Source organism: Clostridium perfringens ATCC 13124, assembly GCF_000013285.1.
Taxonomy (GTDB): domain Bacteria; phylum Bacillota; class Clostridia; order Clostridiales; family Clostridiaceae; genus Sarcina; species Sarcina perfringens.
Map to the genome: position 1 here is coordinate 2,076,898 of NC_008261.1, position 23,560 is coordinate 2,100,457.

Genomic DNA, 23,560 nt, shown 5'->3' on the forward strand with positions numbered 1-23,560 from the left:
ACTATTTATCCAAAGTAAAATAATATTATGTACTTAGATTTATAGTAGCCTTTTCTTTCTTATTTTACTTTTAAAACTAAAGTTCCTAATGGAGGTACCTTAACAATTATTGAATAATCAAAATCTTTAAAACTTTCCTCTGTGGCTTTTAAAATACTATCTCCCATAATATTTCCTGCCCCTCCAAATTCTAAGGAATCTGAATTAAAGACCTCAACATATTCTCCAAGTTCTGGAACCCCTACTTTAAAATCATAATAAACCTCTGGAGTAAAATTACATATAAATATTAATTTTTCCTTTTTATTCTTTCCAATTCTTATAAATGAAAGTACACTTTCTTCTGAATTATCAGCATCAATCCATTTAAAGCCTTCTTCTTCATAATCAAGGGACCATAAAGAACTATTCTCTAAATAAAAATGATTTAATGCTTTAAAATACTCCTGAGTTTTTTTGTGTATATCAAATTCTTCAATAATATTCCATTGAAGCTCCTCCCATTCTCTCCATTCAACGAACTGACCAAATTCACATCCCATAAACATTAATTTTTTCCCTGGGTGTCCCATCATAAATGAAGCATAAAGTCTTAGACCAGCATACTTCTTCCAATCATCTCCCCACATTTTATTTATAAGAGATTTCTTGCCATGAACAACCTCATCATGTGAAATTGGTAGAATAAACTTTTCTGAATAATTGTACATCATTGAAAAATTCATTTTATTATGATGATACTTTCTGTATATTGGATCTAACTCAATATAACTTAAAGTATCATTCATCCATCCCATGTTCCATTTATAATCAAATCCTAATCCATCCTCTTCAACCGGTTTAGTAATTCCTTCCCATGAAGTTGATTCTTCAGCTACTGTAATTGCTCCTTTTCCTTCTTTTTTTATAATTGTATTTAGTTCTTTTAAAAATGCAATAGCTTCAAGGTTTCCATTTCCTCCATAGATATTTGGTTCCCATTCTCCATATTCTCTTCCATAATCTAAATAAAGCATATTAGAAACCGCATCTACTCTTAATCCATCTATATGAAATTCATTTATCCAGTACATAGCATTGGAAAATAAAAAGGATTTAACCTCTGGTCTTCCTAAATCAAAATTACATGTTCCCCATCCTTCATTATTAGCCTTCCACCAAGCTCCATATTCATAGGTTGGTGATCCATCAAACATAAATAATCCATGCTCATCCTTGCAAAAATGGCTAGGTACCCAATCTAGTAATACTCCAATATTATTTTTATGAAGTTTATTTATAAGAGCCTTTAATCCATTTAAATCTCCATATCTACTTGTAACTGAGTAATACCCTACGCCTTGATATCCCCAAGAAGCATCTAAGGGATGTTCATTTATAGGCATGAACTCAACATGGGTGTATCCCATCTCTTTTACATATTCTACTAGTACTTCGCTTATTTCTTCATAGGTCATAAACTCTCCATCTTTTCTCTTCCAAGACCCTAAATGAAGTTCATATATATTCATAGGTTTATTATCTAAACCTTCTTTTTCTCTTTTATTAAGCCATCTCTTATCTCCCCATCTAAAACTCTTAATTTTAGTAAGTACAGAGGCTGTATTAGGTCTTAATTCTGATTTAAATGCATATGGGTCAGCCTTATATACTGTATTATTTCCACATTCATTTACTACTGCAAATTTATACTTTATACCCTCTTCTAATTTAGGAAGAAATAAACTCCATATTCCTCTTTCATTAATTTTTTTCATGGAGTATTCTTCTTTTAATTCCCAATTATTAAAATCACCTATAACATATATTTTGCTAGACCTTGGAGCCCAAGTAGTAAATCTTACACCCCTTTTTCTATTTTCAGTTACAAAATGAGCCCCCATAAACTTATAAGCTGAATGTTCTTTTCCCTCTAAAAACAAATCAAAGCTTAATAAACTTTCATCTTTAGACACTTTTTTGCTTTTTCCTTTGTTTTTTCCTATTTTTTCGGTAACGTTACCATTTTTCTCATGCTTAAGTTCTTTACAATTTCTCATCTCTTTTCCCCCCATAGTAAACCTCTCATTAAAGCAAAATATTATAAACACAATATTTTGCTTTAATTATACTATTTTAGGTATTAAATTACAATTAATTATGGGTGTTATTCAAATTTCTATCTTTACTTATTATAAGTTCCCTATCTTTTATGACAAAGTTTCCATTAAGATTAAATACAACTCTACTTTGTATTATACCTATAACATCTACTAGTACTATTCCTATGATATTTTGGCGTATTAAAAAATCATATTTATTACTTCCAAGTTCTTTTATTTCATAATAGGTATTAATATCAGAAATACCAGGATTAATTTTTAATTTTACATTTCCCTTTTCATCATATATAAGATTTAAGTAAGATTTATCCTTTGAAGAAAGATCTACAATATATTTTTCTTTCGCTCCGTAAGATACCTCTACTTTATAATTTGGTAAGTATCTTATAATAGCTTTGTTTCTAGCACTTATTTCCCACTGATTAGTTATTTCTCTTATTTCTCCATTATCATATTCATATAATAATAAAATAGCAATTCCACCAGAACCTTGAAATCTTCCCTTCACCAAAATACAATCTCTTCCACTGCCTAAAAAATCTCCTAAAAACAAATGCATATTATATCCACCATAAGGCAATTCTTTTTTTATTACCCTATTACTTCCTTCTAAGTATAAATTTATTTCAACTTCATCTGCTAACTCTCCTTTTTTAAATGGATACATTGTTTTTAATACAACCCTATCTTTAGAAATTCTACTTTTTATATGTCCAACTTTAGAATCTAAAATAGCCATTATAGTTCATCCTCCCTAATAAATTCCATTCATAATTAATCTATGCAAAATTTTAACTATAGTAACTAAATTATAAATACAAATCTATTAGCTATTTTCCATTAAAAAACATATTTTTTACATTTTTTTAATTTAAAGTCTTTATAATAAACTCTTCTTCAAAGTATAATAGAAAAGAAATATTGTAATAATGAAAAAATATTTCTTATTAATTTTTACATACTTATTTGGAGGTACATATGGATTTTAATAGAATTATCAATTTCTCAACTGAACTTGGTACTCTAATGCTTGAAAATGGCGCTGAAACGTATAGAGTTGAAGAAACCATGAGCAGAATCTGTTTGGCTTATGGAATAGAAAAAGTTGATGTTTTTGTAATTCCTACAAACATAATAATAACAATAAAAACATATAAAAATGCAATTTCTAGAACTAGAAGGGTAACAAGTAGAACTATTAATTTAGATAAAATAGCTAAATTAAACAACCTTTCAAGAGAGGTTGCCTTTAATAAAGTTTCTATTGAAGATGCTGAAAAAAAGCTAAGTAGTATAGCTGATGAAAAAGAATATCCTCTTAAAATAAAAATATTAGGATATTTAATTTCAGCTTCAACATTTACTCTACTTTTTGGAGGTAATTTAAAGGATTCTTTAGTCTCAGGTTTTATAGGAATAGTTCTTTGTCTTCTTGCATACTTTTTTAATATTTTAAAGACAAATAATTTCTTTGTAAATATAATATCTGGAGCTTTGGCATCATTGCTAGCTTTTCTTGCAGTAAGATTTAATATTGCTCCTAATCTAAATGAAATAATAATAGGTTCTTTAATGCCCTTAGTACCTGGACTTGCTATAACTAACTCACTTCGTGATATAATAGCTGGTGATTTAGTTGCTGGAAGTGCTAAATTTATTGAAGCCTTTTTAATAGCTGTAGGAATTGCTATTGGAAGTGCTAGTATTTTATCTATATTAATAAATCACTATGGGGGTATGGCTATATGAACCTAATAATAAACTCAATATATGCATTTTTTAGTTCTTTAGGTTTTGGAATAATATTTAATATAAAAGGTAAAAACTTATTTTTCTCTTCCCTATGCGGCGGTTTAGGATGGTTTGTTTATCTTTTTTCCTCAAGTTTTATTAGCACAAATGAAAGCTTTAATTATTTTTTAGCTGCTATTTTCATAGCCCTATTCTCTGAGATTTCAGCTAGGGTATTAAAAGCTCCTGTATTAGTATTTTTAGTTTGTGGAATAATTCCTCTAGTTCCTGGAGGAGGCATGTTCTATACAATGCTAGAAACCTTAAAAGGAAATATAGATAAGGCTTTATCCTTAGGATGCAATACACTAATGTTAGCTGGTTCCATAGCTACTGGAATTGTTTTAGTTTCATCCTTTACTAAGCTATATTTTTCTATAAAAAGACTTATTAATAGTAAAATTAAAAGTACTGAAAATAATAACTATTTAAATAAAAGTATTTAGTTTTCTTAAAATGCTTTTATAGATACAATAAATCACATAAAAAGGAGTTATATCAAAAGTTAACAATAAAACTTATTTTGATATAACTCCTTTTATGAATTTTATACTAGATTTTTATTTATCTATAAGATTAAGCATAAAGTTAACTCTAAATTTATAATTTAAAGTCATTAACTTTTTAAAATATAGATATTATCTTAAATAGTCATTCTCTTCTGAATCCCAAGAAATAAAATAATAAACATCCATTAAATTATCAAATTCATTTTTAACAAAATCTAATATTTCATTTCTTGAGTTGCTAACATGATTTTTATCATAATCTTTTCTTATGGTTAATCCATATTTTTCTCCACTGTCTGTATATTTTATTATATCCTCAACATAATCTGTTTCATCTTCATAACTTCTAGGATTATTGTCCTTAATTAAATATAATCTATAACCCTTTTCTTCTAAAGCCATAAGTATGTTTTTAAATCTCTCTTTTAGCTCGTAGTTTTCTCTTATTTTATTAACAAGATTTCTTTGTTCTATGGCTCCATACTTGTCTAAATATAAAGCTGTATTCCAAGAATTAGAGTCTAATCCTAATTGAATGCGAGGAATATAATTAAATACCATGTCATCTTCTATTCTACTTCCCTCAATATCATGGAATAAATTTAAAACCTTTATAAGCTTTCTAACATCAGCTCTATTTTTTCCATATGATAAATATATTCTATCCACATATTCATCATTAACTCTTTTTAGTGGCCAAGTTATACTAGTTATATATTGCTTTTCCCAATGAGAGCTTAACCCTTTAGAATTCATAAATTCAAAAAGCCCTAAATTATTTAGTTCTCTTAATTTCTCAGCAGCAACTCTTCTTCTCTCTAATATTACCTTATCTCTACTTCTTGATTTGTCTATATCAAAAGCTCTAAAATCACTTTCTAAAAAAAAGTTTCCCATATTTATACCCTCCTTAATAAAACAAAGTTTAATATGTTTTATTAAATATTTAACACTATTATACACCTCTTAAAAATCACTTCAAAACATTTTCATTTGACAAATCTTAGCCTAAATCCTTAGATTTTTTATATCTATTTAAAAACTCATTGTTTCTTCTAAATAAATTAAAAATAATGCCCTTATTTTTTTAAACTTCAATATAAAAAATAAGCTTTATTTATAAAAAGTAAATTTTTATAAAAAGAGAGCCTTATAAGTAAAAGACTCTCTTTAACATAATAAACTTAATTAAGCTAGATATAAAGATTTAATTTTAAATCAAACTTAACTTAGAATATACGTTTTTATTTTTTCTCTACTCTTTCCTTTGAATTAGCTATTAATAAACATAAGTTAATAAACACCTCTGGTAAGGACATAAACTTAGGGTATGCTAAATATCTAGGCTGCCAAATTGGAGAAAACTTTGACTTATATCTTCTTAGTCCATCAAAACTATAGAATATATTACCACTATTATAAACTAACCTTGCAAGCTTTTCTTGTAAATGTGAATGAGTGTTAAATCCTACATTGGATAATGGTGCTTCTCCTAAGCTAAAATATTTATATCCTTTTTCTTTAAATGTTAAGAATAAATTAAGCATTAAGTAATCCATAGAGGCATTAGGAGCATTTTTATCTATTCTCATTAAATCTATTGCTACTGTCTCCCCTCCATCATTAGCATCCATTATTGTTACAAAGCCCATAATCTTATTTTCTTCTTCATTTTTTAAAATAGCTATAGGCGATCTTTGTATATAATCCTCACTAAACCATCCTAAAGAAAATCCCTTCTCCTTTCTGTCACCTAACCATTTATCGGATATTTCCTTCAATTGACTTACTACCTCATTATTAAAAGGAGGCTCTATAATACTAAAACTATATCCTTCCCTTTCAACTCTTCTTAAGGTATTTCTAAAGGCACTCTTTTTAGAACCAATCAAATTAAATTCTTCTAAATCTATTCTTGCCTCTTCTCCTAACTTAAAGAAATAATAACCTGCATCATGATAGGTAGAAAAGTTTTTTTCTTCTATTTCATAAAAAACAACATCATATCCATATAAATTTGTAAAAGCTTGAAACTCTTCTATACAACTATATAGATTTTCCTTAGTGGCTATAGGATCTCCTAAAACTATTATCTTATCTTTGTACTTGCTATACATTATTAAGGACTCTCCTTCATTAGCCCAAAAGACCTTTTTATCCTTTAAATAAACTAAATGGGAGAATATTGTTCCATAATCTATTTCTTTAAAGAATTTTGATACCTTTTCTAAATCAGCATCCATATACCTTTCGTCATCTTCTATTTTAGGCATTGTTAAATACCATATTATCACAAATATTATAAAGGCTATATAAGTGAATAATGCTATTCTTAAATACCCCTTTGTGCTATGGAAGAAGTCTACATAGTACTTATAATTCTTACTAAAATGTATGTTAAATTTATGTATAAAGCTTGCAAAGATAATCATTACAATTGAAAGAACTAATAATATACCACTTAATTTAGTAACCTTAATAGGGAATACTTTTTCTGTAAAAACTCTTTTTTGATAATATTAGAAGTATTATTACTCCTAAAATAAAAATTCCTTCTTTGTAATCTAAATCTTTTACAAAGGCAAAGGCTCCTCCTACTATAAGCAATGTTAATGTAACATAATAAGCTCTTTTTACCTTAAAGAAAACTTCCTTAGAGGTCATTATTAACATTAATCCAATTAATACTGAAGCTCTATGTGAAAACCTTAAAAAAGATAAACTATATATATTGTCTAAAAATTTTATCTTATAAAATATACTAGGATAAATCCCTGAAATTATTAAAAGAATACCACTTAAAAATACTAAAACTGATACTATTATATTTGATATATCACTTAATATTTTGTAGTTTTTTAAAAGCTTCTTTATATTTTCATAATTTCTTTTATCAGTAACAAATCCTAAAATATTTTTTAAATGTCTATAACTTTTTTTTAGTGAATCCCACATAATATCTCCTTTCTTTTAAGAATATATTAAAACATTGTCAAATTATTCATATTTAACTTGTATATAGTATATAAAATTTTATTTTACAAATCAAATTGAATTAAATATTTTAATAAAACATAGAAATAAAACCTAGAATTATCACCTAACCTTTTTCATATGTTTATTATTTTTAATTATAAAGTTCAAAATATCTATCTATAACCTTTTCTAATTCAACAACACTTATATATTTAGCTTCTCTTAGAATCTCCTTACCATCTATATATAAAATAATTGCTGGAAACATAAAAATGCTTAATTGTGATACTATGTCTACACTTTTATCAGCCTGAACCTCTATAATTTTTGCATTATGGTACTTTTTTATTAATTCCTCTATTTTAGGTTTTAAAACGCTACAAGCACAACATGTATTAGTACTTAAATAAGCTAATCTTATCCCTTTTTCATTACAGAATTCCTTAAATTCTTTTTCATTATCAATAATCCTCATAAACTCATCTTCTTTCTAAATATGTATAAAGGGATGAATTCAATCTAAAATTCATCCCCTAATATAATTATATCAATTATAAAATATTATTCAATTTAAAGATTTATTGCCCACTTGTATATCTTGTCCTTTAAATTTAAGAAGTAAGGCTTTTGTCCAGAATCATATAAAACTAGCTCTTTTTCACATAGGATATTGTTATAAGCAGCAAATTGAATTGATGGAGGGCATATATCATCCTTTAGTCCTATAGCCATGTTTACTTTTCCTTTTATTCTGTGGACCATATTTTTTATATCAATATATCCTAAGGTATTAAAAACATATTCTTCATTCTCATGATTTGGATCTATAAACTTAAAATATCTTATTAATTCCTCATAAGAATCTCCACCTAAATCCATAACCCAAATTCTTTTGTAATCACATAAAAATGGATAATAAGCATAAACACCTTTTATTCTATTTTCTAAGGCTGCACAAGCCAAAGCTAAGGCTCCTCCTTGGGAACCACCAGTTGCAAAAACTCTTTCCTCATCTACCCATTCCATATTCATTACTATTCTAGCTAAAATAGCAGTATCTAAAAATATATTTTTAAATAACAATTTTTCTCTACCTTCAACTAATCCTCTAACTATATGCCCTTTTGACTTAAAAGATTTAAACTTACAAGAATCTTCTTTCAAGTAATCTTGCCCTCTACACTCCATAACTGCAACACACATTCCACTAGCTACATAGTGAAGATTATTACTCCAGTCATTGCTTCTCTCTTCATACCCATGAAACTCTAATAAAGCTGGCATTTTCCTTTTAACTTCTTTAGGTTTCATAAATTTTGCATATATTCTAGTTCCATCAATACCATTAAAATACAAATCATAACATTCTGCTATAGGACTTTCAAAGTCGGCTTTTTTTAATTCTAATTTAATGTCTAAATTAGCTAATTCCCTTAACTGTGAATTCCAAAATTCATCAAAATCTTCTGGCAGTGGGCTAATCCCTCTGTATTCATAAAGTTTTTCCAAAGACATATCCAAGATTGCCATAATACTCTTCCCCCTATATTCCCATAAACCTACACTTAATTAAATAATTATTCTCCCCTTATAAATAATTATTTATATTTTTTTATTTTCATTTAATTTAAACATTTACTATATCCCTAATTTTACCATTAATTTGTATTTCTTTCAATTAATTCATATATTATATTTAAACAGATATCATAGAAAATTCTTTCTATAAAATTAATTAAATATACTCTAAATCATATTTTATCTCTCAATTTAACTATTCCTTGTAGATTAACAATTATCTATATTGCCATAAGATGATTTAAATTATTAAATCTTTAGAATAATAATTTTAATTTTATTAAAAAGTTTACTCTTAATATAAACAATGTACATCTATTAAATCTCATATTAAACTATAATTCTTATTGATGAATTTAATTCTCATAAATAAAATACAAGGAGATTTATTACATGGATAAAAAAAAGAAAATTATTAGCTCAATTATTGGAATTATAGTTGTTCTTTTAGCTGGATATTTTGGAATAGATTTAACACAAGACTCTAAAGTTCCTAAAGACTCTGAACTTATGATTTCTTATATGGATGTTGGACAAGGTGATGCAGCATATATAAAAGTAAATGGAAATGATATTTTAATAGATGCTGGTCCAAGAAGTAATTCTAAAGAACTATTAGAACAATTAAAAGCTAAAAACATTGATGATTTTGAATTAGTTATTGCAACTCATCCCCATGAAGATCACATTGGTGGAATGGTTGATGTATTTAAAGAATATGAAGTAAAGGCTTTCTATTCTCCTAAAATAACTCATACAACTAAAACATATGAAAATCTTGTTAAAGCAGTGAAAGATGAAGGATTAAAAACTAAAGAATTAAAAGGTGGAATGGTTATAGATTTAGGAGAAGGAGCTAAATTTGAGGTATTTACTCCTCAAAAATCAGAGTACGAAGAACTTAACGATTATTCTCCTATAATGAAATTAAGCTTTGGTGACACTTCTTATTTATTCACTGGTGATGCTGAAAAGTTAGCTGAAGAGGAAGCCTTAGCTAAGTATAAAAATTCTCTTGATTCAGATGTAATAAAATTTGGTCATCATGGATCTAGTAGCTCATCAAGCAATGCCTTTATAGAAGCTGTTTCTCCAAAGTATGGAATAATCAGTTGTGCTAAAGATAACAAATATGGACATCCACATAGAGAAACTTTAGACATAATAAAAAAATATAATATTAAGACCTTTAGAACTGATACAGATGGAGAAATAATTCTAACTTCAGATGGAAAATCAATAAATTTTAATTAAATATAAATATTATAATTATAAAACTTTTAGATATTAATAAACAATTAAATTGTAAAACATTCCTAAATAAGATAATAAATGATTTCAAAGTGTAAAAATGATAAAATATTAATATAATATATATACTTTATTTATAAAATTTAATATTTTAGGAGAGCTACACATGAAAAAAAATTTATATGTCTTATTAAAAGGAATGTTATTCTTTTTTTCTTTTGCCATTATTGGAAGTATCTTACCAACAATACCCTCAAATAATGCAGCTATTTGGAGATTTGGTGCAGAATTAGTTCCGTTTCTTTTAATTATATCCATTACTCTAATATTTTGTATAATAGATAGAAAAACTATACATATTTTCAATAACATTTTTTTTAATATTTGTATTGGAATTGGTGTTGGACTTATTTGGCTTTTAATTCCTACTTTAATTTTAATATTAACAGGGACAATGAAAATCCTTAAAGTAAATTATGTTCCTTCATTATGGTTATGGATAATCTCTGCATTTCTTAATATAATTATGCAAGAATTATTAATTCGTGGATATTTATATCAATTGATAAAAGAGAACTATAATGTTATTACTTCAACTATTATAACAACTACTTTATTTACACTTATGCATGGTGGTGTATTAACATATGGAATTATTCCAATATTAAATATTATAACCATGAGCCTATTTATGACAGCTATATTAGAATATACAAACTCACTTGTAACTCCAATTATAATTCATTCTATCTGGAACATAGTTGGTTCTATTATTTTAGGCAGCGTATCTTTAGCTAGTGATTATCCTAATTTACTTGAAGTTAATTTTTTAGGGAATAAACTCCTTTCAGGAGGTCTATGCAAACTGGAAGGAAGCATAATAGTACTTATTGTTAATGTTTTATTATTTATTATTTTTACAGAATTGACTCGAAAAAAATTTAAAAGATCTAATTAAACTCAAATAAATATACTGGATTTCATAACCCAAATAAAGTTGATACCTATTTTTATTGTGTGAACTAACAAACAAAACTTCTTAGAAAATTTCATAATTCAAAAAAATCTACAGATAAAATATCTGTAGATTTTAAGTATAAAAAATATTTAATTTCTCTGTATTAATACAAATTAAAAACTTTGTAAATTAGTTATTTTCGTGAGTAGTCATATCTCCTGATCTTAATGCTCTTCTTTCAGCTATTAAATTTTTAACTAAAACATCAATAGTCCAATTAATAGATGTTTCTGTAACCATTGCAACTAAAGGTCTTTGTATGCCTACTTTTTTTAAGTTTTCTAAAAATATATGAACTTTTCCAGGAGCTATGGCATTAAATATTATTGCTCTTTCTTTAACTCCTTCACCTTCTATTTTTTCAATTTTATCTTCTAATATATTCTTTATAGTTTCATCTCCATTTTTAGAATTTAAAACTATTTGATCTTTTATTCCCATTATTCTAGCAAAGTTTTGTATTTTCTTTAATTCCTTATTTCCAAAGTTATATAAGATTACACAACTTCTTCCTTCTTGTTCACTTCTATCTGAAATATCTATTCTCTCAAATGACATAAGCAATTCTCCTTTGATAACAAATTGTAATTATTAATTAATATCAATTATATCATAATTCTATTAATAATCATATAATTTACATTTTCCTTCATATAAATCTAGATATATTTAAAGAGATTTAAAAGTATATAAGGACTTCTTTATATTATTACTCATAAATAAAAGTGACATACATGCAAAATCATCAGCGCCAGCCCCTAATACTTCTTTAAAGTTATGTTCATTTATTCCTCCTAAGGCTATGACATTACAATTTACCTTTTCCTTAATTTCTTTTATAAAATTAATTCCCTTAGGAGTTACTCCCTTCTTACATTGTGTTTCAAAAATAGGAGATACTAATATATAGCTTGCCCCTAATCTATCAGCCTCTATGGCCTCTAAGATAGAGTGAACAGATACTCCAACCTGTAAGGATTTAACTTCTTCTAAATTCCTCTTAAAATCCTTAAAGCTTAAATGAATAAACTTCTCTTTCAAAATCATTGTTGCTTCAATATTGGAATTTATTATTATATTTGTTTCCTCTGTAACTAACTCTTTTATTTTTATATAAATCTTTATTAATTCCTTTGTACTTAAATCTTTTTCTCTTAAAATTATATTTTTAACACCATATTTACCTGCTTCCTCTATGGTATTAAAATATTTTTCCCTATTTACTAACTTTCTATTTGTTATTAAAAACATAAAAATCACCATTTTAATAAAAAAATTATTTTAAAATCTATGCCAATCCTTAAATATAGGTTGATAACCTTGACTTTTTATTAATTCCTTAACTTCACTTACAGAACTTTCATCATTTATATCAAATTGACTTGTACCTTTTTCTTTTAAAGAATGGCCTCCAACTTCAGTAGAAACTCCAGCACTAATTTTACTTACTCCTAAAGGAATTAAATTTCTTCTAAAATCCTTTCCTTCTCTAGTAGATATATTTATTCCTCCTTGAGGATCAAATAGTCTATAGGCTAAAAGTATTTGTACTAGTTCCCTATCATCAACTTCATTTAACTTTTTAAGCCCTCCTTCACAGGGTCTTATTCTTGGCACCGAATAACTTATATCTATATGAGGATACTTATCTCTTAAATATTTTCCATGCATTGCTGTAAAGAAGGCATCTATTCTAAAATCAGCTAATCCTAATAAGGCTCCTATACTTATGCTTCTCATTCCAGCTTCTGCTCCTCTCTCTGGAGCTTCTAATCTGAATTTATAATTTTTCTTTGGACCAGCCACATGAACCCTATCATATACTTTTTCATCATAGGTCTCTTGATATACAGTAAGCCCTTCAGCACCTGCTTCTACCACCTTTTTATATCCCTCTTCTGTCATTGGATATATTTCAATAGTTATGGAAGGAAATTTCTCTTTCAAAGTTTTAATGCTCTCCTCTATATACTCTACTGGAGTATGATATTCACTTTCCCCTGTTAATATTAGAATATGTTTAAATCCATCCTTTGAAATAGCTTTCCCCTCTTTTTCTATTTCTTCTTGATTTAATTTTTTCCTACATATTTTATTTTCTACATTATACCCACAATATGAACACTTATTTACACAATAATTTGAGATATACATAGGTGTATAAAGTAATATTGTTCTTCCAAAATATTTTAAAGAGAGATTTCTTGCTTCTTGAGCCATTTCTTCTAAAAGCTCTTCTCCCATAGGAGATATTAAATTAAGTAAATCCTCTGGTCTCTTATTTCTTTCATAAATACTTCTTAATACATCTTCCTTTTTTACAGAATCAAAATATCCATAAAAATCAAAATCTCTATATTTTTCTACTACATCATAAAAACTCAATTAAATCATCTCCTAATCTAAAAATCCAGTAAGTGGAGATGAAGCATTTCCAAACTTTGATTCTCTTCCCATTTTAGCTTCATAAGCTAATCTGCCACCTTCTACTGCCATTTTAAAAGCTCTAGCCATATTTATAGGATCTTCTGAGGATGCTATGGCAGTATTAACTAAACAAGCTGCAGCTCCTATTTCCATAGCTTCCATAGCCTGTGATGGCTTTCCTATACCTGCGTCAACTATAATAGGAATATCTAATTCATCTATCATTATTTGAATCAATTCTTTAGTCTTTAACCCTCTATTACTTCCTATTGGTGCACCAAGTGGCATTACAGCTGCCGCCCCAGCTTCTATTAACCTTCTTCCTGCATAAAGATCTGGACACATATAAGGAAGGACAATAAATCCTTCATCAGCTAACACCTTAGTTGCCTTTATGGTTTCTTCATTATCTGGAAGCAAATACTTAGAATCTGATATAACTTCTATCTTTATCCAGTTTCCACATCCCATAGCTCTTGCTATCCTTGCTATTCTAATAGCCTCCTCTGCATTAGTTGCCCCAGAAGTATTAGGAAGTAATATTACATCCTTAGGTATATTTTGAAGAATATCCTCTTCCTTATTATCTAAATCTACCCTTCTTAAAGCTAAAGTTATAACTTGAGAGCCACTTCCCTCTAAAACATCCTTTATTATTTCATTTGAAGGATATTTACCACTTCCAACAAAAAGTCTATTTTTTATTTCTACTCCACCTATTATTAACTTGTCCATAAAAAACTCCCCTTTTCTACTCACTACTCTTCTTAGTTCTTCATATTTTAGACTAGTATTTTATTTTTATATATAAACTCTGTCTAAAAAGCACTTAAAATCCACTCTATTTTTACTAGTCTTTCTTTTTAAAATTCTATTTTGTTAACAGCTATATCTATAACTAAATTAGCCATGTGATTTGCACATATAGCCACCCTAGGAGCCATTAATCCACAGCCTTCCTTAGCTTCATTTACCAAATCTCCACAAATATAAAACTTATCTGTTATTTGCTTTGTTTTTATTAAATTTGAATCATAAAAACCAGCCATTCCTGAAGAGGAAATCAAAAATTTGTCCTTCATATTACTTAAAACATAATTAGCTAATAAGGCTTTATAATCTGGATTATCAAAGGCTTCTATTATTATGTCAGCTCCTTGTAAAATACCCATATTATCTTCAGAAAGCTTAAGATTTAAAGCTTCTATTTTTATAAAAGGATTTATTCTAATTAAGTTTCTTTTTAAAGCAGTTACTTTAAATTCTCCAATATCCTCAATATAATACTGTTGCCTATTTAAATTAGAAGGTTCCACTATATCAAAGTCTACTAAACTTATACTTCCAACCCCTATTCTTCCTAAGGAAATAGCAATATTAGATCCAAGGCCTCCACATCCAGCTATTAAAACCTTAATTCTTTTTAGTTTTTCATGAATACCTGGTGTATGCCTAGATACCATTAGTTCTTCTAACTCCTCTTTATTAGGCATAATTCCCTTTTTTATAAATACAACCCTGTCTCCTTCCTTAAGCTCCTTATCTTCTACAAGTGGAAATCCATTTAAAACTATAACATCAGAATCAGGAAATTCTTTATTTTTTAAAGAATATACTGTGCAATTTTCTTTTACCTCTCTCCACTTTTCATTAATCTTTATATTCATAAAGGTCCCTCTTATCTTTTTTCTCTTTTATTTTCACTCACCTTTTATTGTTTAGACTTCTTAAATACTTCTTAATCATCCTCCACCAACAAAGGCAATAATCTCAATTACATCTTCATGATTAAGTAAGATTTCATTATAATTACAGGAATTAACTATCTCTTTATTTAGTTCTACAACAACTCTCTTACTATTTACATTTAAACTTTTTAGCAAATCATAAACTGTATTAAGTTCACCTTTTTCTACTTTCTTACCATTAACAATCATACCTTCACCTCTTTTCTATATTCTTAAGACTTTTATACCAACAAAAAAAAGGTTTAGCAATATTGCTAAACCTTTTAAAAATATATTCTCTAATTAATCATAATAATATTTTCTAATATGAAAAATCACAACTTAAAATATACTTCCCTACGTTGGTATTAACCAAATCAGGTTATTAGAGTTAGGATTTATTATCCCTCTCAGCCTTTTACAGCACCCCTAGCAATATCTTAAAATTATTTGTTTTTATTTATCATAACTCAAAAAACATTTTTTATCAATTAGTTTTTTCCTTCTTTTCTAATCTTCTATTTTTCATTGTTATTAAATTGTTATTTAACATAGCTGTTAATATTAACCCTATTAAAGCTATAATAGCACATGTTAAGAATAATTTAGTATATCCTGTATTCATAGTTTGTTGGAATGCAGTTTCTATTGCATCTTTAGCTCCATCTAAACTTTGCATATATGATTTTTCAATCATATCAATATTCATATGAGGATTATTTGCAAATTTGTCTCCTAAAGCTGCAAATTGTGATTGTGCCATTCCTTTTATAAGACTAAATATATTAGTAACACTGGCATTTCCCATTGAATTAGCAACATTTGAAGCTCCACCACTATTTGACATAATATTAGACATTCCATCTACATGTGGCATAACTTTTTGTAATGCTTCTGGTACTCTTCTACCTGCATCTGATATAAAGTTAATGAGAATATTTGGTGATACTGCAATACCTATGGATTTAATTAATGATACTGCTGATTGTCCAACTGTAGCCTCATTATCTGGTACTAAGCTAAGCATTAAGTAATTTATTGGTGTTCCCATAGAGAATCCTAAACCAAATCCCATAATAGCTAAACCTATTATTAAGTTAACCATACCTGGATGTTTAGTTGTTACATATCCTTGATAAAGGTTACCTATGATAACTAAAGACATACCTATTAATAGTACTTTTTTAACTCCTATTTTATCTATGAATTTTCCACCTAAAGGTGCTGCTATACCTACAAATATTGCAAATATTGTAACTATATATCCACCACTACCCATTGGTGTTCTTAATATATTTTCACTAAATTGAGGAATAAATACTGTTGCCATTAATCCACAACCTACAACAAAGCTTAATATTAAAGTTATAGCTATTTCCTTATTAGTAAAGTAAGATAAGTTTATTACTGGATCTTCTGCTTTCTTTTCCACCCAAACTAATATTGGAATTGATATTATAAATATTAAAAGATATGGCCAAACATCTAGTGATTTTATTGAATTAGCAAACTCATAGAATTTTAAGTTTGTAGCTCCATACATTAAAGATAAAATTAATATTGTTAATACCCCTGAACCACAAACATCTAATTTCTTAATTCCTTGTGCAGAAGTATTTTCTTCTAATTTAGTTGCCATAAGTAATATTATTATACTGATTGGAACATTTACTAAGAATAAAAATCCCCAGTTTTTATCTCCAAAAATAGAAAGTATTCCTGAACCTAAGGTTGGTCCTACAACTGTTGCTATTCCATATACTCCTCCAATCATTCCTAGCGCTGAACCTCTTTTTTCAACGGGGAATGATGTTCCTATGTATGCTGTAGCTATTGGCATTATACCTCCGCCACCTATTGCTTCTATAACCCTTGAGAATAATAAGAATGTATAACTATTTACGTAATCTGATACTCCACATAGTAAAGAACCTAGTCCAAATAGAGTTATTGAAACCATGTAAACTTTTTTTCTACCATACTTATCAGAAAGTTTTCCCATAAGAGGCATTGATACTGCATATGCTAAGGTGTATATTGTTACAACCCAAACACTAGCATTTTGTGAAACTTTTAATCCATCAGCTATTATATCTCTTGCTGGTGAAACTATACCAGAGTCAATAGCTCCCATGAAGATTCCTAACAAGAAGACAGCCATGGTAATTCCAACTGATTTTTTCTTCATTATTATCACCCTTTCGTAAGTTTTTACCTATTATAAGTGTGACTTTTATTAATATTATTTCTTTGAATACCATTAATAAAACTCACAGTGAACTATGTTCATTTTACTACTTAAAGATTATAAAATCAAAGTTTGAATTTTCTTAAATTCTCCCAAAGTTTATTAAAACCCCTTATTTATTTTATTTTTATTCACATTTAGTTAATATTTTGTTAATATTATATTTTCTAAAAATTAAGAGCTACATTAAATCTTAAAAATAAAATTCATTAATAATTTCAACAAATGTTTATGAGTTTTATTTATAAGATACATGAATGTAGCCCATTTAAATTATTTTAACTTTTCAATTTCTTCTTTTAATTTTCTTATTTCTTCATCTTTTTCTTTTAATTTAGTTTCATAATAATTGTCTTTATCATCTAAATTATTATTTAACATATTTATTAAGGAAGCCATTTCATCTGCACTTCCTACAATTCTATTAAAAAGTAAAAGATTAGATTTTAATATTTCTGGAATTTCATTATGAGAATATCTTAGTCTATGATCAATTTCTCCATACCCTTCCTCAAAAATAGTTCTTACTTGAATTTCTGCAATAACCTTTTGGTTAGTAGGATAACATTCTACAAGATAATGAACTGATCTATATCCTGATTGTCTTGATATAACTTCAATACCAAGATTATCAAATATACTTCTATCATCTCCATCTCTTATATTTGCTGTTATTTCAATTACATTCCAAGTCTTTATTATGAAATCATGTATATCCTTCCATTGATCCTTAAATATATGTAAAACCCTTATTCCTATTAAGTCAGTTATTTCATTTTTATAGTTATCCTCATTAAAATAAAAATCTTCACCATACTTTTCTTTTCTATCTTCTGTTTTTCGTATTATTTTTTCTATTAATCTATCTGGATTTTTTATCCTTGATTTAACAGAATGAACATTTTCATTAGAACGAAGTATATTGGCTATAAAATCAGCTTGATTATAATAAGAACCCTCAAACTTTACAAAATCCTTATATATCCTTTGTAAATCTTCAAATTCAATTTTATTTTTCTCTATATATTCTTCTACATGAGGATATTTCTTAAGAAAAACTTCTTTATTTAAACTTCTCATAACTATCTCCCCTTATTTTGATTTATTGCTATATACAGTAGACTATAAGCTATGTTTATCTATTAATCTCTTTAAATCTTCTAAACCTAAATCAATTTCCTCTTTGGAGAAATTATATTTTTTAAGTTCTTCTTCACTTTTATTAGCTAATAAGCTATACATTTTCTCTCCTATTTCATATATTTCCATAGACGGATTTTTCTCTGCTTCTTTAAAAAGCATATCCTCAGCTTCATCAATTTTCCCTTTAGATATTAATCCTCTTAAAGTTATCCAAAATATATCATCCTTTGAATAAGTATCAGCTAAAAGAAAATCATTTTCTCCATCATTGTTTAATAAGAATCCCATTAAAACACCTACTTTTCTATTTCCTTTATTATATCCTTATCTTTAAAATACTTAACTCTATTTAAAAAGCTCTAAATATTCTTCATATCCCTTTTCCTTTAATTCTTCCTTTGGAATAAATTTTAAAGAAGCAGAATTTATGCAATATCTTAATCCACCTAACTCCTCTGGTCCATCACAAAACACATGGCCTAAATGTGAATCTCCTAGTTTACTTCTAACTTCTGTTCTAATCATTCCATGACTTTTATCTACCTTTTCTTTTATTATGCTTCTATCTATTGGTTTTGAAAAGGCAGGCCATCCACAAGAAGAATGAAATTTATCCTTTGAAGTAAATAAAGGCTCTCCAGTAGTTATATCTACATATATTCCTTCTCCATTAAAGTCCCAATATTCATTTGTAAAAGGTCTTTCAGTTCCATTTTCTTGAGTAACATAATATTCTTCCTCAGTTAAGACTTTTTTTAATTCCTCTTTTTCCTTCTTTGTATATTTCAAAATGATCACTCCATTTTTTATTTATTATTATTTTAAAATAATACTTATGTAAAATATTATTTTAATGCTTTATATTTACATTCTTTCAAGATAATCTTTTATATTTTCAATTATTATTTCTAAAGCTTTAATGCTCCTTAATACATTTCCTTTTATACATAATGAATGGCCAGCATCCTCTATTTCTAATACTCTTAATCCCTCAGATTTTATTTTTTCCAAATTCTCTGAAGATATTAAAGTATCCTTAGTACCAGTTATTATTAATCCTTCTTTACCTAAATTCTCTTTAAAGGTCTCATTTATAGGAGTTAAATAAATATTTTTAATATGAATATCATAATTTTCTTTAATTTCTTTATCTATTCTACTTTGTAATACTGTACCTAAACTTTTACCTATAAGAATAATTCTCTTATATTTTCCTCTTCTAAGTTCTAAGGCACTAAAAATAATATCTAGAGTTTCAAGTAATAATTCTCTTATATCATTTTCATCCTGTCTATTAAAAGCTTCTCTACTAACTTGAAATCCATATTCTATTCCTAAACAATCAAATTTAAAATCTAAAATAAGCTGTTTAGAATAATCTAAAAGTGCTTTATCTAGGGTGTACCCAAGGCCTGGTAGTATTATTGCTAAAGTATCACTTTCATTACAAATTAATTTATTCTTAGTTATGCATTTCCACATTGATTGTTTTTCTATATTAAAACTGTTCATATTTTAATCACCTTCTTTTTAAATTCTATTATATAATTATATGTTAAATTTTTTCAAGGAAGAAAAATTTATATTTATATTTTCCACAAAGGATTTTCTATAAAATGGAAGAATATATAATATAATCTCTCTTTCAGAAAGGAGTTTTTATGAATATTGATAATATAAAAGAAGTTCAAGCAAAAAGTAATAAAATGATCTCTGAAATTCATTTTAAAGAACAATGTAGCTGGCTTAGAAACTCAAAAAAGAAAAAAGATTTAAAAAATAACTTTTCAAAAGAAATTTATGAGGATCTAAAAGATAAAAAAATATATTTAGAGTTGCTTGAAAAGGAGATTAGTGATATTTTTTCTAGCAAAGATTTTACAAGTAAAGAAAAGAATCGCATATATGAATTAACTAATGAATCCTTTTGGAAATGGAAACTTAATATAGATAAAAAATAAAAAACATCATTAGTATTTTCTAATGATGTTTTCTTATACTATTTACTCTATTTATCTTTATTATTTTCAGTTTTATTGCTATTATTTTCTTCCTTAGAAGTGTTTTTTATAACTTTAAAGTCATATCCTTCATTTTTGTAGTAATCTATTATTTGTGGTAATATTTCTACAGTTTTTTCTTTTCCTGCTGCATCATGCATAAGAATGACTACATGATTTTTTCCTTTTGATGTTTTTTTCACATAATTAAGCATTTCCTCTGTAGAATATGGTTTTCCCTCTGCATCACCATCTAAGGCGTTCCAATCAACATTTATTATTCCATTTTCCTGTAATGTATCGTCAAATTCTTTAAGAGAAGGATCCTTATAATATTTTCTTGTTCCATACCCACCTGGCATTCTTAATACCTTGCAATCAAATTCTCCCCCTAAAATGCTCTGCATTATATCATTAGTCTTATTAAACTCATCCATAAAAGAATCAATTTTTAGCTTATTTCCTGGATATAATTTTTTAAAATCATGACTATAACTGTGGTTTGCAATAGCATTTCCACTTTTTAATTCTTCTTTTAAATATTCTTGTCTTTTAGAGTCTTTTTCTATACTACTTCCTAAAACGAAAAATGTTCCATGTACATCCTTATCTTTTAATATATTTAATATCTTTTCTGTTGAATTAGATGGTCCATCATCAAAGGTTAAAAATACATATTTTCCTTCACCTTTATATGTGTCATTAGCCATAGCTTGTACATCTTTAGCATCAACTGCATATTTATCTGCTTCATATGTAATATTCATTCCAGGCACTACATCATCTGGATTAGGCTTTATGACCTTCTCCTGCTCTTCCTGTTCTTTATTAATTGAAGCCTTATTAGCTAAATTGCTACCTATCATTGTAACAACTTTTATTCCACCCCATAATAATATTATAATTGCTAAAACTCCTAAAAATATTTTAAAAAAATTATTTTTATTTGAGTTTCTTTTTTTAGAAAAAATCTCCTTACTCATTCTTTCCTCCTATGTTAAATTTATATATTTTATAATTACTCCATTTCTCACTTAGATAATTATCTTTTAATTTTTTTAATTTATCATTTCAAAATAGTTACATTTTTTTAATAATTATAAAATTAATTTTAGTCTAAATATTATTATATATCAAATGAAAGTATATTTTCTAATAAAAAATAAGAATAAACTCTATTAAGATAAATTACTAAAGTTTATTCTTATGATTAATTAAATTTATCAGCTTAAATTATTCTTAAAATACATAAGTCCATACATAGCTACTGAAATTCCTAAAAATATCAATTGAATAAAAGAAAGTCCACTTATTAAACGATTGTTGACTTTTCCATAAATAAAAATCCTTCTTAAGACTTCTATTATTAAAAATATAGTTAAAGTTTTAAGATATATTTGCTTTTTCTCTAAATATTTGCCGTAACATACATATATAAGATATATAATACAAGTTACAACAATAAAGCTTATAATAAAATCTCTATTTATCATCCTATCCCCCCTCACTAAAACTATATTTTTATTTAATTTTACAATTCTATATTTTTATTTTACAATAAAAATTGCTGAATAAATATAAAGGATGGTTTAATAATGACGAAATTTTATAAATTTTTAATTTCTATAATAATATTAGCCTTAGTTTGTCTTATATTTTTCCTTGCTAAGAGTAATATATTAAATTTAGATAGCTTAAAAAACTTAATTTTAAGTTCTGGATATTTCGCTCCCCTAATTTATATAATAGCCTTTGCCTTAGTTCCATTAACTTTTTTCCCTGATTCAGTACTAGCAATCTTAGGTGGAAGTATATTTGGACTAGGAGGAGGATTCTTATATACAAGTATTGGTGCTTTAATAGGAGGAAGTATATCTTTCTTTATTTCTAGAATCCTTGGTCAATCCTTTGTGGAAAAGTTTGAAAATGATAAACTTAAAAACATACAAGAATTATTAAAGGACAATGGATTTTTAATGATTCTACTTTTAAGATTAATCCCTCTTTTCCCCTTTGATTTAATAAGCTATGGAGCTGGTCTTACTAAAATATCCTATAAAGACTTTGCTTTAGGTACTTTAATAGGAACTATTCCTGGCATATTAGTTTTTGTAAATTTAGGAGCTCAATGGATTACTTTTAACAAAACAAGTATATATCTATCTGTAAGTCTATTAATATTATTTATAATAGTATCTGTGTTCTTAAAGAAAATTTATATAAATAAACATTTAGCAAAAGAGAATTAAATCTTTAAAAATAAAAATAGTCCAAGGATTTTTCTTCCTAGGACTATTTTTATATTTGTAAAAACCTTTTATAAATCTTTATAGTTACTTATGTTTATTGGTTCTATATTATTTTGTCTTGCCCATCTGTTAAACATATTAAACACATGTTTTTCATCTAATTTTTCTCTTAATAAATTTTCATCTTCTTTATTACAAGCTAAGTATTCTTTAAATAAACTCTTCTTATCATCTGATAAGGATCTTATAAATTCTTCTCTCTTTTCTGCTGATATATTATTAAACTGATTTTTAAAGTCAAAGTTAAAATCCTTTCCTGCCTTCCCATTAGTATCTTTAGAAAAACTCTTAAATACCATTTTTATTTTATACATTGACTCAAATAATAATCCTACAGCAAATAATATTATTCCTACTAAAATTAAAGCTTTCACCTAATCATCTCCAAACTAAATTTTTATTTAAACTATATTAAGTAAAAAGGAGCATATTAAAATTTAACTCCAAAGAAATTCTATCATAGTTTTCTTTGTAAATATAA

27 protein-coding genes and 1 riboswitch are annotated in these 23,560 nt (G+C 26.7%); of the genes, 6 read left to right on the forward strand and 21 right to left on the reverse strand.

Annotated elements, in window-relative coordinates; genetic code table 11:
- Positions 1–59: 59 nt before the first annotated feature.
- Both glgB and CPF_RS08945 read right to left on the reverse strand, forming a co-directional pair.
- The gene (glgB, locus tag CPF_RS08940) at positions 60–2,054 is read right to left on the reverse strand and encodes a 1,4-alpha-glucan branching protein GlgB (RefSeq protein ID WP_202795154.1); all 1,995 of its coding nucleotides are present in this window, start codon (positions 2,052–2,054) and stop codon (positions 60–62) included.
- Positions 2,055–2,133: 79 nt separating this feature from the next.
- Positions 2,134–2,841 carry a hypothetical protein gene (locus tag CPF_RS08945; protein ID WP_011590904.1) on the reverse strand — a complete coding sequence of 236 codons (708 nt, stop codon included), beginning with the start codon at positions 2,839–2,841 and terminating at the stop codon, positions 2,134–2,136.
- A gap of 239 nt (positions 2,842–3,080) precedes the next feature.
- On the opposite strand from CPF_RS08945, the gene CPF_RS08950 reads away from it, so the two are divergent.
- A complete protein-coding gene (locus CPF_RS08950) occupies positions 3,081–3,851 on the forward strand; it encodes a threonine/serine exporter family protein (RefSeq protein WP_003449600.1) in 771 nt (256 codons plus the stop codon).
- Positions 3,848–4,339: a threonine/serine exporter family protein gene (locus tag CPF_RS08955; RefSeq protein WP_003456089.1), complete on the forward strand. Its 492-nt coding sequence runs from the start codon at positions 3,848–3,850 to the stop codon at positions 4,337–4,339. The genes CPF_RS08950 and CPF_RS08955 overlap by 4 nt, the downstream gene beginning before the upstream one ends.
- Before the next feature lie 192 nt (positions 4,340–4,531).
- Here CPF_RS08955 and CPF_RS08960 read toward each other — a convergent pair whose 3' ends face one another.
- The 5 genes from CPF_RS08960 to CPF_RS08975 form a co-directional block, all read right to left on the reverse strand.
- Positions 4,532–5,299 carry a hypothetical protein gene (locus CPF_RS08960; protein WP_003481696.1) on the reverse strand — a complete coding sequence of 256 codons (768 nt, stop codon included), beginning with the start codon at positions 5,297–5,299 and terminating at the stop codon, positions 4,532–4,534.
- 347 nt (positions 5,300–5,646) lie between these two features.
- A complete protein-coding gene (locus tag CPF_RS15145) occupies positions 5,647–6,675 on the reverse strand; it encodes a phosphatidylglycerol lysyltransferase domain-containing protein (protein ID WP_233419452.1) in 1,029 nt (342 codons plus the stop codon).
- A gap of 202 nt (positions 6,676–6,877) precedes the next feature.
- Positions 6,878–7,357, reverse strand: coding sequence for a hypothetical protein (locus CPF_RS15150; protein ID WP_011590906.1), 480 nt, complete (start codon positions 7,355–7,357; stop codon positions 6,878–6,880).
- Positions 7,358–7,529: 172 nt separating this feature from the next.
- A complete protein-coding gene (locus tag CPF_RS08970; RefSeq protein WP_003449654.1) occupies positions 7,530–7,853 on the reverse strand; it encodes a thioredoxin family protein in 324 nt (107 codons plus the stop codon).
- A gap of 95 nt (positions 7,854–7,948) precedes the next feature.
- Complete coding sequence (locus CPF_RS08975) at positions 7,949–8,908, reverse strand: acetylxylan esterase (protein WP_003467999.1); 960 nt, start codon at positions 8,906–8,908, stop codon at positions 7,949–7,951.
- 441 nt (positions 8,909–9,349) lie between these two features.
- Between CPF_RS08975 and CPF_RS08980 the strand changes: the two genes are divergently transcribed.
- Together CPF_RS08980 and CPF_RS08985 are read left to right on the forward strand one after the other, a co-directional pair.
- Positions 9,350–10,210 carry a ComEC/Rec2 family competence protein gene (locus CPF_RS08980; protein ID WP_003468075.1) on the forward strand — a complete coding sequence of 287 codons (861 nt, stop codon included), beginning with the start codon at positions 9,350–9,352 and terminating at the stop codon, positions 10,208–10,210.
- Positions 10,211–10,373: 163 nt separating this feature from the next.
- A complete protein-coding gene (locus tag CPF_RS08985) occupies positions 10,374–11,165 on the forward strand; it encodes a CPBP family intramembrane glutamic endopeptidase (protein ID WP_003468110.1) in 792 nt (263 codons plus the stop codon).
- Between the two features lie 189 nt (positions 11,166–11,354).
- On the opposite strand, the gene CPF_RS08990 is transcribed toward CPF_RS08985, so the two are convergent.
- The 11 genes from CPF_RS08990 to CPF_RS09040 all read right to left on the reverse strand — a co-directional run bounded on the left by CPF_RS08990 (position 11,355) and on the right by CPF_RS09040 (position 20,282).
- Positions 11,355–11,783, reverse strand: coding sequence for a DUF3783 domain-containing protein (locus CPF_RS08990; RefSeq protein WP_003449615.1), 429 nt, complete (start codon positions 11,781–11,783; stop codon positions 11,355–11,357).
- A 111-nt stretch (positions 11,784–11,894) separates the two neighbouring features.
- Positions 11,895–12,476: a thiamine phosphate synthase gene (locus CPF_RS08995; protein WP_011590907.1), complete on the reverse strand. Its 582-nt coding sequence runs from the start codon at positions 12,474–12,476 to the stop codon at positions 11,895–11,897.
- Positions 12,477–12,506: 30 nt separating this feature from the next.
- On the reverse strand, positions 12,507–13,610 hold the full coding sequence (thiH, locus tag CPF_RS09000; RefSeq protein ID WP_003468043.1) for a 2-iminoacetate synthase ThiH: 1,104 nt from the start codon (positions 13,608–13,610) through the stop codon (positions 12,507–12,509).
- A 12-nt stretch (positions 13,611–13,622) separates the two neighbouring features.
- Complete coding sequence (locus tag CPF_RS09005; protein WP_011590908.1) at positions 13,623–14,387, reverse strand: thiazole synthase; 765 nt, start codon at positions 14,385–14,387, stop codon at positions 13,623–13,625.
- A gap of 128 nt (positions 14,388–14,515) precedes the next feature.
- Positions 14,516–15,319 (reverse strand): sulfur carrier protein ThiS adenylyltransferase ThiF, encoded by an 804-nt coding sequence (gene thiF / locus CPF_RS09010; RefSeq protein ID WP_003456100.1) that lies wholly within the window; start codon positions 15,317–15,319, stop codon positions 14,516–14,518.
- 75 nt (positions 15,320–15,394) lie between these two features.
- On the reverse strand, positions 15,395–15,589 hold the full coding sequence (thiS, locus tag CPF_RS09015) for a sulfur carrier protein ThiS (RefSeq protein ID WP_003449779.1): 195 nt from the start codon (positions 15,587–15,589) through the stop codon (positions 15,395–15,397).
- Between the two features lie 127 nt (positions 15,590–15,716).
- A riboswitch (TPP riboswitch) is annotated at positions 15,717–15,820 on the reverse strand.
- Between the two features lie 46 nt (positions 15,821–15,866).
- Positions 15,867–17,567, reverse strand: a complete 1,701-nt coding sequence (locus tag CPF_RS09020; RefSeq protein WP_003455994.1) for an MFS transporter — start codon at positions 17,565–17,567, stop codon at positions 15,867–15,869.
- A gap of 333 nt (positions 17,568–17,900) precedes the next feature.
- The gene (locus CPF_RS09025) at positions 17,901–18,707 is read right to left on the reverse strand and encodes a RelA/SpoT domain-containing protein (protein ID WP_003456098.1); all 807 of its coding nucleotides are present in this window, start codon (positions 18,705–18,707) and stop codon (positions 17,901–17,903) included.
- A gap of 42 nt (positions 18,708–18,749) precedes the next feature.
- The gene (locus CPF_RS09030; protein WP_003449678.1) at positions 18,750–19,058 is read right to left on the reverse strand and encodes a DUF6483 family protein; all 309 of its coding nucleotides are present in this window, start codon (positions 19,056–19,058) and stop codon (positions 18,750–18,752) included.
- A 57-nt stretch (positions 19,059–19,115) separates the two neighbouring features.
- Positions 19,116–19,559 carry a peptide-methionine (R)-S-oxide reductase MsrB gene (gene msrB / locus CPF_RS09035; RefSeq protein ID WP_003468018.1) on the reverse strand — a complete coding sequence of 148 codons (444 nt, stop codon included), beginning with the start codon at positions 19,557–19,559 and terminating at the stop codon, positions 19,116–19,118.
- A 75-nt stretch (positions 19,560–19,634) separates the two neighbouring features.
- Positions 19,635–20,282, reverse strand: a complete 648-nt coding sequence (locus CPF_RS09040; protein ID WP_011590910.1) for an alpha/beta hydrolase — start codon at positions 20,280–20,282, stop codon at positions 19,635–19,637.
- Positions 20,283–20,431: 149 nt separating this feature from the next.
- Between CPF_RS09040 and CPF_RS09045 the strand changes: the two genes are divergently transcribed.
- Positions 20,432–20,731 (forward strand): hypothetical protein, encoded by a 300-nt coding sequence (locus CPF_RS09045; protein WP_003472869.1) that lies wholly within the window; start codon positions 20,432–20,434, stop codon positions 20,729–20,731.
- Positions 20,732–20,778: 47 nt separating this feature from the next.
- On the opposite strand, the gene CPF_RS09050 is transcribed toward CPF_RS09045, so the two are convergent.
- The gene (locus CPF_RS09050; RefSeq protein ID WP_011590911.1) at positions 20,779–21,753 is read right to left on the reverse strand and encodes a polysaccharide deacetylase family protein; all 975 of its coding nucleotides are present in this window, start codon (positions 21,751–21,753) and stop codon (positions 20,779–20,781) included.
- 240 nt (positions 21,754–21,993) lie between these two features.
- A complete protein-coding gene (locus tag CPF_RS09055) occupies positions 21,994–22,263 on the reverse strand; it encodes a hypothetical protein (protein WP_003449716.1) in 270 nt (89 codons plus the stop codon).
- 102 nt (positions 22,264–22,365) lie between these two features.
- On the opposite strand from CPF_RS09055, the gene CPF_RS09060 reads away from it, so the two are divergent.
- Entirely contained in the window at positions 22,366–23,019 is a 654-nt protein-coding gene (locus CPF_RS09060; RefSeq protein WP_003465107.1) for a TVP38/TMEM64 family protein, read from the forward strand.
- A 68-nt stretch (positions 23,020–23,087) separates the two neighbouring features.
- Here CPF_RS09060 and CPF_RS09065 read toward each other — a convergent pair whose 3' ends face one another.
- Positions 23,088–23,453, reverse strand: coding sequence for a hypothetical protein (locus CPF_RS09065; RefSeq protein WP_003449721.1), 366 nt, complete (start codon positions 23,451–23,453; stop codon positions 23,088–23,090).
- Positions 23,454–23,560 lie beyond the last annotated feature (107 nt).

Bases quoted from the DNA above. Each gene is read 5' to 3' on its own strand.
- CPF_RS08975 (WP_003467999.1), bottom strand. From the start codon at position 8,908: ATGGCAATCTTGGATATGTCTTTGGAAAAACTTTATGAATACAGAGGG.
- CPF_RS08990 (WP_003449615.1), bottom strand. From the start codon at position 11,783: ATGTCATTTGAGAGAATAGATATTTCAGATAGAAGTGAACAAGAAGGA.
- thiF (WP_003456100.1), bottom strand. From the start codon at position 15,319: ATGAATATAAAGATTAATGAAAAGTGGAGAGAGGTAAAAGAAAATTGC.
- CPF_RS09020 (WP_003455994.1), bottom strand. From the start codon at position 17,567: ATGAAGAAAAAATCAGTTGGAATTACCATGGCTGTCTTCTTGTTAGGA.
- thiS (WP_003449779.1), bottom strand. From the start codon at position 15,589: ATGATTGTTAATGGTAAGAAAGTAGAAAAAGGTGAACTTAATACAGTT.
- CPF_RS15150 (WP_011590906.1), bottom strand. From the start codon at position 7,357: ATGTGGGATTCACTAAAAAAAAGTTATAGACATTTAAAAAATATTTTA.
- glgB (WP_202795154.1), bottom strand. From the start codon at position 2,054: ATGGGGGGAAAAGAGATGAGAAATTGTAAAGAACTTAAGCATGAGAAA.
- CPF_RS09030 (WP_003449678.1), bottom strand. From the start codon at position 19,058: ATGGGATTCTTATTAAACAATGATGGAGAAAATGATTTTCTTTTAGCT.
- CPF_RS08955 (WP_003456089.1), top strand. From the start codon at position 3,848: ATGAACCTAATAATAAACTCAATATATGCATTTTTTAGTTCTTTAGGT.
- CPF_RS09045 (WP_003472869.1), top strand. From the start codon at position 20,432: ATGAATATTGATAATATAAAAGAAGTTCAAGCAAAAAGTAATAAAATG.
- CPF_RS09005 (WP_011590908.1), bottom strand. From the start codon at position 14,387: ATGGACAAGTTAATAATAGGTGGAGTAGAAATAAAAAATAGACTTTTT.
- CPF_RS08995 (WP_011590907.1), bottom strand. From the start codon at position 12,476: ATGTTTTTAATAACAAATAGAAAGTTAGTAAATAGGGAAAAATATTTT.
- CPF_RS08960 (WP_003481696.1), bottom strand. From the start codon at position 5,299: ATGGGAAACTTTTTTTTAGAAAGTGATTTTAGAGCTTTTGATATAGAC.
- CPF_RS08980 (WP_003468075.1), top strand. From the start codon at position 9,350: ATGGATAAAAAAAAGAAAATTATTAGCTCAATTATTGGAATTATAGTT.
- CPF_RS15145 (WP_233419452.1), bottom strand. From the start codon at position 6,675: ATGCCTAAAATAGAAGATGACGAAAGGTATATGGATGCTGATTTAGAA.
- CPF_RS09050 (WP_011590911.1), bottom strand. From the start codon at position 21,753: ATGAGTAAGGAGATTTTTTCTAAAAAAAGAAACTCAAATAAAAATAAT.
- CPF_RS08950 (WP_003449600.1), top strand. From the start codon at position 3,081: ATGGATTTTAATAGAATTATCAATTTCTCAACTGAACTTGGTACTCTA.
- CPF_RS09060 (WP_003465107.1), top strand. From the start codon at position 22,366: ATGACGAAATTTTATAAATTTTTAATTTCTATAATAATATTAGCCTTA.
- CPF_RS08970 (WP_003449654.1), bottom strand. From the start codon at position 7,853: ATGAGGATTATTGATAATGAAAAAGAATTTAAGGAATTCTGTAATGAA.
- CPF_RS08945 (WP_011590904.1), bottom strand. From the start codon at position 2,841: ATGGCTATTTTAGATTCTAAAGTTGGACATATAAAAAGTAGAATTTCT.
- CPF_RS08985 (WP_003468110.1), top strand. From the start codon at position 10,374: ATGAAAAAAAATTTATATGTCTTATTAAAAGGAATGTTATTCTTTTTT.
- CPF_RS09055 (WP_003449716.1), bottom strand. From the start codon at position 22,263: ATGATAAATAGAGATTTTATTATAAGCTTTATTGTTGTAACTTGTATT.
- CPF_RS09025 (WP_003456098.1), bottom strand. From the start codon at position 18,707: ATGAGAAGTTTAAATAAAGAAGTTTTTCTTAAGAAATATCCTCATGTA.
- CPF_RS09040 (WP_011590910.1), bottom strand. From the start codon at position 20,282: ATGAACAGTTTTAATATAGAAAAACAATCAATGTGGAAATGCATAACT.